The following is a 13,206-nucleotide window of genomic DNA, read 5'->3' as shown; positions in this document are numbered from 1 at the left end:
TAAGTTGTTCATTGTAAATGTATTATGGCTAATTCAATTTACTGATTTTCAATCAAATGAACAACTTTTTACTTTTTTATTTCATAATGCACAACGGGTTTTGTTTAATATGACAATACAGTATGGGCTTGAGAAACGTCTACTAAATGATTTGGAGATGATCCAATTCTCCGGATAACTGGTCAGGATAACTTTTCTAAAGTCCTTATGTTTTTCACTCCAGTATTCATAAATTTGTCACCATTATCTTATTAACTATGAAAAACAACTATCCCACTAAGCCAATTGACAAAATTACGCAGCCTGTCCAGCGATTTATCCAACAGGAAAAATCCGGAGGATTGCTTTTGGGCATTAGTGTCATTATTGCTCTTATACTGGCTAACACACCCTTATCCGATGGCTATCATCATTTTTTGGAGCAAACCCTTGGCTTCAGATGGAATGGGGAAAGCTTTTTTGATTTCACCGTTCACCACTGGATCAACGACGGATTGATGTCGGTTTTCTTTTTTGTTGTAGGACTTGAACTTAAACGGGAGATCATCGGCGGGGAACTATCAAATCCAAGAAAAGCATTATTACCAATTGTTGCGGCTATTGGCGGAATGGTCATGCCGGCGGTGATCTTCTTGATGCTTAATCCTTCCGGAGAGATGCATAAGGGATGGGGAATCCCCATGGCCACAGATATTGCTTTTGCCTTAGGCGTTCTTTTTTTATTGGGAAAAAAAATTCCGCTCTCCTTAAAGGTCTTTCTTACAGCGTTGGCCATCGTTGACGATCTGGGCGCGGTATTGGTGATTGCATTTTTTTATACATCCGACATCAACTTGACGTATTTATCGATCGGGCTTCTGATACTTGCAATAATGTACCTGGGGAATAAGATGGGTGTGAGATCCATATTTTTCTTTGCGTTCCTTGGTATCGTTGGTGTATGGACCTGTTTTATGATTTCCGGTGTCCACGCAACCATAGCTGCCGTGCTGGCAGCTTTTACCATTCCTGCAGATGTGAAGATCAAAGAAAATCTTTTCATTGCCAAGATCAGCAGCTATCTGGAAAGGTTTAAAAATTTAGACCCCACTGAAAATACACCTACATTGACCAACGACCAGCTGCATGTTCTGGAAAAGATCAATGAGGCAACAAATGCCGCCACTCCTCCCCTTCAGATATTGGAACACGCGATGCATCCCGTTGTAACTTTCGTTATCATACCGATCTTTGCAATAGCCAATGCCGGGGTATCGTTAAATATTGACCTTAACAGTTTATTTGACACCAATATAGCATTGGGTGTAGCATTGGGATTGTTGGTCGGAAAGGTCGTAGGTGTTGTAGGCTTCACTGCTGTTTTTATTAAACTAAAAATTGCCCAATTACCTGAGGGAATGAATATCCGCAATCTGCTCGGACTTGGTTTTCTGGCATCCATTGGATTTACGATGTCCCTGTTTGTGACCTCCCTTGCCTTTAGCCACGAAGAATACCAGACACAGGCAAAGATCGGCATATTTGCAGCCTCCTTGATCGGAGGAATTATAGGCTATATCATTCTTAACAAGGATTCTAAAAAGACGCAAAACGATGAATAATATCTTTAATTTTATTAATCTTCACAATGGTGAGGAGAAAAAGGATAAGGTATTGGAAAATGTCACGTCCAATATTTCATTCAGAGGTTCAAATCTCTGGATCCTGGCCTGTGCGATCATCATCGCATCAATCGGTCTTAACGTCAATTCCACCGCAGTCATTATCGGGGCTATGCTAATCTCTCCGTTAATGGGCCCGATCGTAGGTGCTGGATTTGCTCTTGGGACCTATAATTTTCCTCTGCTCAAAAAATCGTTCAAGAATCTTATCATCGCAACGGTGGTGAGCTTATTGGTTTCTGGATTTTATTTCTACATCAGTCCTTTTAAGGACGTGCAATCAGAACTTTTGGCAAGGACTGCACCCAACATCTACGATGTTCTGATCGCTTTTTTTGGCGGACTGGTAGGTGTCATAGCCATAACAAGGGTAGAGAAAGGGAATCCTATTCCCGGTGTTGCCATTGCAACGGCCTTGATGCCTCCCCTGTGTACGGCCGGATTTGGTCTTGCTACTTTTAATTTTTCTTATTTCATCGGCGCATTCTATCTTTACAGCATCAATTGCTTTTTTATATGCATTGCTACTTTTCTTGTCGTGAAATATCTGCATTATCCTTCCTCTATTGTTGACAACAAATATGAAAAAAGGATTAGGTACAGCATATCGCTGTTAATACTGGTAATGATCATTCCAAGTTTATATCTGGCCTACAACCTGTACAATGAAAAGAAATTCACGAAGACCGCAGAACTTTTCCTCCAAAAAGAATTTGAAAAGAATGGATACACATTGATCTATAAAAAGATAAATTACAACGCCAATCCCAAGACCATCGACGTTGCATTCCTTAATAAAAAATTCACTACTGAAGAGATCAAGTCTTACAACAAGATGCTGTCTGATAACGGGCTTGCAAATACAAAGATCAACATTAGGCAAAACAATTCCGATCTGAAATCAGAGATACTGAGTGAGATCAACAAAAACAATACGAATCTATCAGAGAAGGATATAGCCTTATCCAGCCTTCGGTCAGAACTGGATAATTATAAAGTTTCAGACTCCACACTAGGGAAAGAGATACAAATCCTATATCCGGATATTTCCGGTGTTTCCTACGGAAAGATAGCCCAATATCCCGAAACGGACAGTGCCAGGCTCCAATTTGTGATGATCTACTCTGGAAAGAAAGTGAATGAATTACAGCTCAAAAGCTGGCTTGAAAAAAGGCTGAATGAGAAAAATGTCAAACTTTTAAACAATTCTGAAAACTAGATTGAAATATACTTCAAAAATGGCATTCCTAAATTGGAATGGCATTTTTCCAACTGATAGATTTTAAGATAACATATCTGGAGTCTGAGCGAAAAAGTAAGGCCGCAGGATGTCTTCAAAATTATACAATCCTTTCAGTTTGCTTTTAAGGTTCTCAGCGACAAACAATGCACCACTTCCAAATGCTTCTCGTGATATGGATTCGTGGACAAGTCGAACGGTCTGGTAAGGAAACCCAAAGATGACCTCGCGTTTTCCAACGATACCGCCAGCCCTGACAGAATTGATGTTTTCCGTTTCAATATCCAGAGTTTCCGCAATTTTCATTGCTGTTCCCGACACGCCGGATTTGACTTTGAAGTGTTCCTCGACCACTTCAATATCAACACCAGGCGCTATATTTTTTAACAGCGATGCCGCAAACAGCAGGTAGTTGACGCCTAATGTGATGTTTGGCTACCAAAACACCACAGTGTCAGTTGCAAGTTCTTTCAGAACCCTGATCTCATTTTCTCCGTAATGCGAAATGGCTGAGATGATCTTTATCTTTTTACGGGCTGCGAACTTGCCATAAAGATGAATGCTTTCTTCGTTGGAAAAATCAATAACAAAGTCTACAGGATGATCCTCAAGTAATGTTTCAATGTCCGTGCTGTTTTGAGAATAGATCAATGCATCATCCGATGCTGAGATCCCAAGAATATCTTTTGCAGAAAGCTTATTCAGCGTATCAGTTTTCTTCAGAACCCATTCCAGTGAAAAATCCTTGTGCTGAAGAATAACATTCGCTACTGCTTTACCTGCCTTCCCAAATCCTAATAATCCTATTTTCATAATTACAATTTTTATATTTTTTAATTGATGATTTCGAATAATTGACCGTAGTAAGATACAAAAAAAATGAAAGATCGTTTTCTACCATACTTTTAGGATACAGATCTTATTGATTTCACTGAGATAGAGATGACTATCCCATAAGCTTTTGGTATATTTGCAATAACCCTAAAAATGCGCATTCCAATCAAGATCCTAGCGCAAATAAAAGCAATTATAGTAAGTGAATATCAACAATAAAAAGAGATATATAAGTTTTCTCAGGTTCAAGAGAGACTTCCAAAAATATGGACTTGAAAAAGCCCGCAGCTATGAATTGATCCTCCACTGGCTCAACAACAGGCTGAGCCGCAGCCAGTTTTTACTTCTCTCCGGAATTCTAGTGGGCTGTACAGCAGGTCTGGCTGGTGTTCTGCTGAAAACAATAGTACACAATATCCATTTCTTTATCACGAACAAGGTTCATTTTGAATATCAGATCCTGTTCTATATCATTTTTCCGTTTTTGGGAATCGTATTGACAACCAGCATCGTGTTGACGATATTCAAAGGACAGGACAGAAAAGGGATAGGCGCTATATTGTATGAGATCGCCCAGAATTCGAGTATCGTCTCTTCCGTGAAGACCTATTCCCAAATTGTCCAAAGTGCAATAACCGTAGGTCTCGGAGGATCTGCCGGTTTAGAAAGCCCTATCGCTGTGACCGGTGCGGCCATTGGTTCCAATTACGCGCAGACCTACCGCCTGAATTACAAGGAACGAACACTACTTTTGGCAGCCGGAGCCACAGCTGGTGTTGCCTCGGCATTCAACGCTCCTATTGCCGGAGTCATGTTTGCCTTTGAAATCCTATTGACAGGCGTAGTTTTTACAGATTTTATCCCACTGGTAGTTGCTGCGGTATGTGGTAGCCTCCTATCAAGAATTCTACTTCAGGAAGATATCCTTTTTAGGTTCCATACCAGAGAAGCATTTGATTACAGGAATCTTCCCTACTATCTTATACTGGGTATTATCACAGGGCTGTATGCAAGATATTTTTTAATGGTTTCCCAAAAGGTAGAGCATTTTATCAAAGGTCTGAAAATGTCCAGATTGCGGAAGGCAATGCTGGGCGGTGCGATCCTATCGTTACTCTGCATGCTTTTTCCGCCACTGTTCGGAGAAGGTTACGATACCGTGAAAGCTTTTACCAATGGTAATACAAACTCGATCATCGAAAACAGTCTCTTTAGATATTTTGACATCAAAGAATGGACGATCATTGTATTTTTAATTTGTGTATGTCTGTTAAAGGCTTTTGCAACATCTTTCACCATTTTCAGCGGCGGAAATGGAGGTAATTTTGCACCATCACTTTTTGCAGGAGGAACCGTCGGATTTTTATTTGCCGTAATCTGCCAGCAGATCGGCTTTAAGGACGTTCCTGTATCAAACTTAGTTCTGGTAGGAATGGCCGGTGCGATGAGCGGTGTTCTTTACGCCCCGCTAACGGCCATATTTCTCATTGCTGAGTCCAGTTTTGGATACGACTTGTTTATACCTTTGATGATCGTTTCGGTGATCTCCTATCTCATTGCAAAATGGTTTTCACCCATATCTCCCGAGTTAAAATCTTTGGCCGACCAGGGTAAGATTTTCACGAATCAGCATGACGAGAATCTTCTTTTCTCACTCCATACAGAAGATTTCATTGACAGATATTCTCAAACCATTAATGAAAATGCTTCAATAGAAGAATTGTCTGATTTAGTAAAGAACGGGAACAAGAATTTTTTCGCAGTTATTGATGATCATAAAAAGTTAAGAGGTATTCTAACGTTAGACGATATCAGACCTTATTTTTTCAATGATGAAAATGATTTGACCCTTACGATAACAAAAATAATGAGAGCCCCGGCTGCATTCATCCATCCCGACGATAAGCCGAGAGAGATACTCCAGATCTTTGACAACACTGGTACGTGGAGCTTGCCTGTCGTTGATCAGCAGAATATCTTCCTTGGGTTTATTTCGAAATCATCGATTTTAATGAGTTACAGGCAGTTGCTGAAAGGATACTCCAATTAAACATTACTATCAAAAGAATCTAAAATTATGTACCTATTAATAGACAATTGGAGTAGGAATGAATTTTGTTATGATTGAGAAAAAAAAATGGAAGGAAAGCAATTATTTAATTACGAAGACAGCGAAAATAAAGATAATTCACCAAATAAAGACAAGATACTGACCGTAAAATCGACAGGAATTACAGAGGAACAAGTTATCGAAACGATACAAAAATGCTGGGTTTAAGATAGAGCCTCTGACTATAAAATAGCTTTCTATTTGAGCTACCTATCTAATTGTTTTCATTTGAAATATTTTAAGGTAGTAATGAACGAAAATCGCTAAAAAAACTTATAGAGTGCAATATGTATTTCAGCTTGAAGATTTAAGAAAGTGCAAAATATAGCAATTAAAAGAAATAATTTCATAAGTTTATAGTGTTGAAAAATTTGAGTAAAAATATCAGCTTTGTCATCTTATTGTGTTTGGGCTTTTTCCTAATGCCAAGCATAAGCTATGCTTGTACCAAAAAAACAGCTAAGACAGAACAAAAAAGTTGCTCAAAAGAAAAATCTGAAAAATCTCACCATAAAAGCAGTTGCAAGGACAAGTCCTGTAAAAAATGTAAGGATGGTCACAACTGCGACGGCAATTGTAAACACGGCTCTTGTGGATGTAGTACTTCTTCATCTTCTGTTAGCTTACTAATACCAATACATTTAAAAGTAACAACCCCTTTTGCCAAAACTAAAAAGCAAAAGTTCGGGTTCAAACAAACCTACTATTCTTCGGGCTACTCTTCCATTTGGCAACCGCCTAAAATAAGCTAAAACGGTGGCTTGTTAGCCACAGGTATGTCTTGTCGAAAGCTATTTAGTTTTCGCACAACCTTTGTTTATCTTACTAAATTAAAAATTTTCAAAATGAAATCATTATCAAAAATAGTGATGGTAATCGCCGTATTACTATCATCAGTAAACAGTTTCGCACAAATCAAGAATGCGAAAACAGAAACCGTAAAAATTTACGGCAATTGTGGTATGTGTAAAGCCACTATCGAAAAAGCAGGAAACGTGAATAAGGTAGCCAGTGTAGAATGGAATAAAGATACTAAAATGGCTACACTCACTTATGACAGCGATAAGACCGATCAGGATGAAATATTGAAACGTATCGCTTTGGCTGGTTACGACAGCGAAAAATTCTTAGCTCCTGATGATGTTTATGCTAAACTTCCGGGATGTTGCCAGTACAGCAGAGAACTAAAGCCAGTAGCAAAAACCAAAGATGCTGCTATGGATATGAAAAATGAACACGCCAATCATAACCAAAGCGGTATGGCTCAAAAAAATATCACTGAAACGCAAAATGTACCACAATTAAAAGCCGTTTTCGATAACTACTTTTCGGTAAAAGATGCCTTGGTAAAAACCGATGCAGGTACTTCTTCGGCAAAAGCGGTAGAATTGGTCAAAGCCATCAAAGCGGTAGAGATGACAAAACTATCTAATGAAGAACATACCGTTTGGATGAAAGTAATGAAAGAACTGACTGCAAATGCCGAAAAGATTGCTGCTTCCAAAGATGTTGCCAAACAAAGGGAAATTTTCGCTCTGCTTTCTAAAAATATGTACGAATTAGTTAAGGTATCTAAACAAGAGACACCTGTTTATTATCAGCATTGTCCAATGTATAACAATGGTAAAGGTGCAAATTGGTTAAGTAAGGAAGAGGCTGTTAAAAACCCGTATTACGGCTCTCAAATGCTTAACTGTGGTAGTGTGCAGGAAACTATTAAATAGCAAATAAAAAATAATTGTTATGGAAAGTATGAAAACCAACACGGAATGCAACATAAACAAAAGAGTGAAGAAAATAACCCCAATCACTCTTTAGCAATGTACAAACGCTTTGCTGTAATGGCTGTTGCAATGTTTATAGCTATGTATTTTATTATGTATGCTATGATTGACGGATTGAATAATCTTATCCCGAACATCAACAATTTATATATGACGCTGCTGATGGTTTCAGCAATGCTGATTATTGAATTATTGATAATGAAAGGAATGTATCAAAACAAAAAAATCAATTGGGCAGTCATTGCGGTTTCTCTTGGGATTGGTATCTTTTCGTGGTTTGGAATTAGGGAGCAAATAAATGTGGGCGATAAGCAATTTGTAAAAGGTATGATACCGCATCACGCAGCAGCAGTGCTGATGTCCGAAAAAGCAAAGCTAACCGACCCCGAGCTGATAGAGTTGCAAAAAAACATACTCGAAACACAGGCAAAAGAAATCGAACTTATGAAGCGTAAGCTGAAAGAATTTGAAAACAAGTAAACAACAAAAATTTCTTTAATAACATTAAATAGCATTAAAATGAAAAATATATTTTTCTCCATCGCATTGGCAACGATTGCAATAATATCACTTTCGTGCAATCAGTCTTCAAATAAAAGCAACGACCAGCAAGCTAATGACAGTACAACAATATCAGAAACTAAAGATTTGTCATCAGCAACACAAAATGATACGGATAGTACAATGACATTAATAGATGCCACAGCAAAAAAAACTGAACAACAAGAAGTAAAAGAGGTAGCGCAAAACTTCTCTATTGCACCTATTGTTAAGGATTATCTTGTTTTAAAAAATGCACTCGTTGCAGATAATGACAGAGCAGCGGCTAATGCAGGAAAACAACTTTTTGCTAATTTAAACAAGGTGGATATGAAAACCATACCTGCCAACAAGCATAAGGAGTTTATGGATATTTTCGAAAATGCTAAGGAAAATGCGGAACACATTGGCGACAATGCTGGCAAAATAGACCATCAAAGAGAGCATTTAGCATCGTTAAGTAAAGATGTTTCCGACCTTATTGCATTATTTGGGACTACACAAAAACTATATCAGGACTATTGCCCAATGTACAATGATGGTAAAGGTGCGGTTTGGATTAGCGAAGCCAAAGCAATAAAAAATCCATATTACGGTAATCAGATGCTTACCTGCGGTTCTGTAAAAAAGGAATTATAAAATGAAGAAAGTATTAAAGATAATTTTAGCAATAGTGCTGTTTATTTTTATTGCAATTCAATTTTATCAGCCTGCCCTTAATGTAGATAAAGGGCAGGTTTACACCACCGATTTTACGCAAGTCTATAAAATGCCTGTTGAAGTAAAAGCGATGCTCCAAACCTCTTGCTACGATTGTCATAGCAACAATACCAAATACGTTTGGTACGATTATATACAGCCTGCGAGAGCCATAGTAGAAAATCATATTAACAACGCAAAAGAAGATTTGAATTTCAACGAATGGGGTACATACACAAACAGGAAACAAGAAAGATTATTAAACTCAATCAAAGAACAAATAGAAACGAAGCAAATGCCTCTGTCCTCATATACATTGATGCACAAAGATGCAAAACTGAATGATGAACAAATCAAAACATTAACCAATTGGTTAAAAGAGCAGGAGTAAGTTTCATTAATAAAAAATATAAAAATGAATATATCCAGAAATATTACCATAAGATTGCTACAGGGAGTTTTTATACTGCTATGTTCGCAATCCCTCTTCGCACAAAAAGTAGTGCGATACGAGCTGTATGTAAAAGATACACTTGTGAACTATGCAGGAAAAGAAAAAAGGGCTATTGCAGTAAACGGTCAGATACCAATGCCAACGCTCACATTTACTGAGGGCGACACTGCCGAGATTGTGGTGCATAACCAATTAAAAGAAAGTACCTCGCTCCATTGGCACGGTGTGTTCTTGCCTAACAAAGAAGACGGTGTGCCGTGGCTGACACAAAAACCTATTGAAGCAGGAGCAACATACACCTATCGTTTCCCGATTATCCAACACGGAACGCATTGGTATCATTCCCATTCAGGTTTGCAGGAGCAGATTGGAATGTATGGCAGTTTTGTGATGAAAAAGCGTGATGACGATAAAACCTTTAGAAAAGGAATTGATGATTTGCCGACCGTACCCATCATTTTAAGCGAATGGACAAACCTAAATCCCGATAACATTAACCGTATGTTGCACAACGCCAATGATTGGGCAGCGATAAAAAAGAATGCTACACAGTCCTATGCGGAAGCCATCAGAGAGGGACATTTCAAAACCAAATTGACCAACGAATGGAAACGTATGTTGGCAATGGACGTAAGCGATGTGTATTATGACAAAATATTAATCAACGGAAATCATACTACCGATTTAAAAACAGTTGATGGCAAAACACTAAAAGCAGGAGATAAAGTTAGATTAAGAGTATCAAACGGCGGAGCATCATCCTATTTTTGGTTACGATATGCAGGCGGTAAAATTACAGTAGTAGCCAATGATGGTAATGATGTAGAGCCAGTAGAAGTAGATAGGTTATTCATTGCGGTTTCCGAAACTTATGATATTGTGGTAACAATTCCTGACGATGGAGTTGCCTACGAGTTTTTAGCCACAACTGAAGACAGAACACAATCGGCAAGCTATTTTGTAGGCAATGGTATCAAACAGTTAATATCGCCACTCCCAAGATTGAAATATTTTGTGGGGATGAAGATGATGAACGATATGATGAAGATGAATGGAGATTTGGACGATATGGGTATGAAAATGAGCCTGAACCAAATGGATATGAATGTGGTAATGTATCCCGAAATTACTGGAGAGGCTAAACCTAAAGAAGACCATAGCGGGCACAATATGAATATGGATAATGACCCCAACCGTTACAATGCAAATGCTTTGGGAGAAATCAAAACGCTGAATTATGCAATGTTGCAATCTCCTTACAATACGGAACTTCCTAAAGATGCTCCGGTCAAAGAATTGAAGTTTACCCTTACGGGAAATATGAACCGATATGTATGGAGTATGGATAATAAAATACTTTCTGAAACCGATAAAATACCCGTAAAAAAAGGAGAAATTTTACGCATCACCATTTACAATAATTCAATGATGCGACACCCGATGCACTTGCACGGTTTCGATTTTAGGGTAATTAATGGGAAAGGCGAAAAATCACCACTCAAAAATGTTTTGGATATAATGCCAATGGAAACAGACACCATCGAATTTTTAGCAAATGAAGAGGGAGATTGGTTTTTCCACTGTCATATACTTTACCATATGATGTCGGGTATGAACAGGGTTTTTGCTGTTGACGACTATAAAAATCCGTACTTACCCAACAAAAAACAAGCCTACAATAAATTGCAGAGAGAAAGCAATATGCCACACTTTATGGCACAGAATGATTTTGCAACCAATGGTAACGATGGAGAAGCGATGCTTCAAAATGCACGGTGGAGTTTAGGTACAGAATGGCGTTTAGGCTACAATGATATGCACGGTTATGAAGTAGAAACACATTTAGGAAGATACATCGGAAAAATGCAATGGTTTATGCCATTTATAGGTTTTGACTGGCGTTACCGTAAAATGGGTATAGATGAACACGAAACAAATTTATTCGGACAGAAAAATGAAAAAGACACACGCACAGCCATCAGTTTAGGTTTTATGTATACTTTGCCAATGTTGGTAAACTTTCAGGCAGAAGTCTATCACGATGGTATTGTACGCCTGTCATTAATGCGTGAAGACATTCCGATTTCAAAAAGATTAAGAGGTGGTTTTATGGTCAATACAGATTTTGAGTATATGGCAGAGCTTAGGTATATTATCAATAAAAACATTGGCATTCGTACTCACTACGATAGCGATATGGGTTTTGGAGCCGGGCTTGCGTTGACATATTAAAGGGTATTAGCTGGATGATGCCTAAATCTGACAGATTTAGGCATCTCTATTAGTAAACCAAATTTTAAGACTTCAAAATGAATAAATTTTATACACAAACACTTTTTAAGCTGGAAACAGAAATCGACGAATTAGAAATTGAAGCTGATTGCCCAATCTAAAGGATAGAAACCGTTATAAATATAATTATTGAATTTTTATCAGAATTAAAGAAAAACATTCTGAAAAGTGGGTTTAAAAACACAGAAGAAGAAATCCATTTTTTCAAACATCAAAAACCTGTCATTGTTTCAAAACTAATTTATTACAATGCTATCTTGTAAGTCTCCCCGAACGTTGGACAGAATTATACCCTCATTTTGTTTTGTGCAAAATAGAAAGTAAAAAACCAAATGAAACAAAGTCTGCAAAGAAATACTTCAATACCGAATTGAAGAAACTCAAAAGATTTTTTGACAATAATCTTGAATTTTATAAATATTACCGTACTAACAATACCTTTATTGATAACCAACTATTTGTTCGGGGAAAGTATGATATTAAGCTAAATTTAGATACCATCTATTTTGAAACAGACCATTCCTTTTCTACCATTGCCGATTACAAAGTAGCTAAGATATTGGCAAACGATTTAATACAAGTTTATCTTGAAGACCAGCTAAATAACAAACATTATAAGAAAGCAAATAGTAAATCTCCTTTGAGCTGAACGGGAAGTAAAATAGCATTAACCGAGTTGATTTATGCACTCTACGCACAAGGTGTATTCAACAACGGAAATACCGATATAAAACTAATTGCCAAAACATTTGAAAGCACATTTAATATTGATTTGGGCGATTTCTACCATACGTTTATGGAATTGAAAGCCCGTAAAATTAACCGAACGAAATTCCTTGACAATTTACGGGATACCTTAATTAAGAAAATGGATGTAGAGGACGAAATATAATGGTAGTGTCCTACTAACTGTGTAAGTAGAAAAGTTATTCTGAAAAATTTTGAGCCCTCTAAAGCTCAAAAATAATTTTCGGAAATAACTTTTTATTATTTTTAACCTATATAGTTATGATTGACAAAGAAGAATTATTAAATAACAAGGATTTCTACAAGTCCTTTAAAAATGGAGAAGATTTAACTTCTTTCTTCAAACAGATGCACAAACGTGCCGTTGAACATATGCTGGAGGCAGAACTTGATGCTCATCTGGACAATGAAAAACATGAAAAAACCAAAGAAGGGAACTATCGCAACGGGCATGGAACCAAGAAAATAAAATCCTCTTTTGGGGAGAGTGAAATCAAAGTTCCCAGAGACAGGGCAAGCAGTTTTGAACCTGTACTGGTACCCAAAAGGCATAACATCATCGAGGGTTTCGCCTGTTGCTTCACCACGATAAGTATAGCTAAGATGTGTTAAACTAATTAAGAAATCCCGAATTTGTTACTAAATACTTTATGACCACACTGTTTGTTAAAACTAATTATAGCCAATTTTGTATTGTAAATTAAAGCAGGCAGAATATGGCAACTGATAATAAAATTGGGATCATCTACCTGTTGTGCATTTAGCACAAATTAATTTTTAACTTATTCAAACTTCTCTTGAAGACGAAAAAATTGAGATATTGAATCATGGTAAAAGAAGTTATT

Annotated in this window: 13 protein-coding genes and 1 pseudogene; 12 read left to right on the top strand and 2 right to left on the bottom strand. The window is 37.4% G+C overall.

Annotated features, from left to right (window positions below; genetic code table 11):
• The first annotated feature begins 257 nt into the window (after positions 1–257).
• Both nhaA and IV513_RS13390 read left to right on the top strand, forming a co-directional pair.
• Positions 258–1,601, top strand: coding sequence for a Na+/H+ antiporter NhaA (gene nhaA, locus IV513_RS13395; RefSeq protein WP_209391067.1), 1,344 nt, complete (start codon positions 258–260; stop codon positions 1,599–1,601).
• Entirely contained in the window at positions 1,594–2,880 is a 1,287-nt protein-coding gene (locus IV513_RS13390) for a DUF389 domain-containing protein (RefSeq protein WP_209391066.1), read from the top strand. Before nhaA ends, IV513_RS13390 begins: the two co-directional genes overlap by 8 nt.
• 63 nt (positions 2,881–2,943) lie before the next feature.
• On the opposite strand, the gene IV513_RS16020 is transcribed toward IV513_RS13390, so the two are convergent.
• Together IV513_RS16020 and IV513_RS16015 are read right to left on the bottom strand one after the other, a co-directional pair.
• Entirely contained in the window at positions 2,944–3,306 is a 363-nt protein-coding gene (locus tag IV513_RS16020; protein ID WP_317196428.1) for a dihydrodipicolinate reductase C-terminal domain-containing protein, read from the bottom strand.
• Positions 3,307–3,336: 30 nt separating this feature from the next.
• Entirely contained in the window at positions 3,337–3,714 is a 378-nt protein-coding gene (locus IV513_RS16015; RefSeq protein ID WP_317196427.1) for a saccharopine dehydrogenase NADP-binding domain-containing protein, read from the bottom strand.
• Positions 3,715–3,937: 223 nt separating this feature from the next.
• Between IV513_RS16015 and IV513_RS13380 the strand changes: the two genes are divergently transcribed.
• From IV513_RS13380 to IV513_RS13335, 10 genes and pseudogenes are all read left to right on the top strand, one after another.
• Positions 3,938–5,785, top strand: coding sequence for a chloride channel protein (locus IV513_RS13380; protein WP_076784358.1), 1,848 nt, complete (start codon positions 3,938–3,940; stop codon positions 5,783–5,785).
• 87 nt (positions 5,786–5,872) lie between these two features.
• On the top strand, positions 5,873–6,013 hold the full coding sequence (locus IV513_RS13375) for a hypothetical protein (RefSeq protein ID WP_209391068.1): 141 nt from the start codon (positions 5,873–5,875) through the stop codon (positions 6,011–6,013).
• 270 nt (positions 6,014–6,283) lie between these two features.
• Positions 6,284–6,475, top strand: a complete 192-nt coding sequence (locus IV513_RS13370; RefSeq protein ID WP_076784359.1) for a hypothetical protein — start codon at positions 6,284–6,286, stop codon at positions 6,473–6,475.
• 215 nt (positions 6,476–6,690) lie between these two features.
• Positions 6,691–7,569 carry a DUF3347 domain-containing protein gene (locus tag IV513_RS13365; RefSeq protein WP_076784360.1) on the top strand — a complete coding sequence of 293 codons (879 nt, stop codon included), beginning with the start codon at positions 6,691–6,693 and terminating at the stop codon, positions 7,567–7,569.
• A gap of 45 nt (positions 7,570–7,614) precedes the next feature.
• Positions 7,615–8,109, top strand: a complete 495-nt coding sequence (locus tag IV513_RS13360) for a DUF305 domain-containing protein (protein WP_209391065.1) — start codon at positions 7,615–7,617, stop codon at positions 8,107–8,109.
• A 39-nt stretch (positions 8,110–8,148) separates the two neighbouring features.
• Positions 8,149–8,808: a DUF3347 domain-containing protein gene (locus IV513_RS13355; RefSeq protein WP_209391064.1), complete on the top strand. Its 660-nt coding sequence runs from the start codon at positions 8,149–8,151 to the stop codon at positions 8,806–8,808.
• A gap of 1 nt (position 8,809) precedes the next feature.
• Complete coding sequence (locus tag IV513_RS13350) at positions 8,810–9,259, top strand: heme-binding domain-containing protein (RefSeq protein WP_209391063.1); 450 nt, start codon at positions 8,810–8,812, stop codon at positions 9,257–9,259.
• Between the two features lie 24 nt (positions 9,260–9,283).
• The gene (locus tag IV513_RS13345; protein ID WP_209391062.1) at positions 9,284–11,554 is read left to right on the top strand and encodes a multicopper oxidase family protein; all 2,271 of its coding nucleotides are present in this window, start codon (positions 9,284–9,286) and stop codon (positions 11,552–11,554) included.
• 77 nt (positions 11,555–11,631) lie between these two features.
• Positions 11,632–12,506: pseudogene (locus tag IV513_RS13340) on the top strand (RteC domain-containing protein).
• Between the two features lie 116 nt (positions 12,507–12,622).
• Complete coding sequence (locus IV513_RS13335; RefSeq protein ID WP_245168947.1) at positions 12,623–12,973, top strand: transposase; 351 nt, start codon at positions 12,623–12,625, stop codon at positions 12,971–12,973.
• Positions 12,974–13,206: the final 233 nt, after the last annotated feature.

It is taken from the genome of Chryseobacterium sp. RR2-3-20 (assembly GCF_017808115.1).
Classification (GTDB): Bacteria; Bacteroidota; Bacteroidia; order Flavobacteriales; family Weeksellaceae; genus Chryseobacterium; species Chryseobacterium oryzae.
Note: the sequence above shows the minus strand (reverse complement) of the source record. Positions and strands in the feature narration are given on the sequence as shown.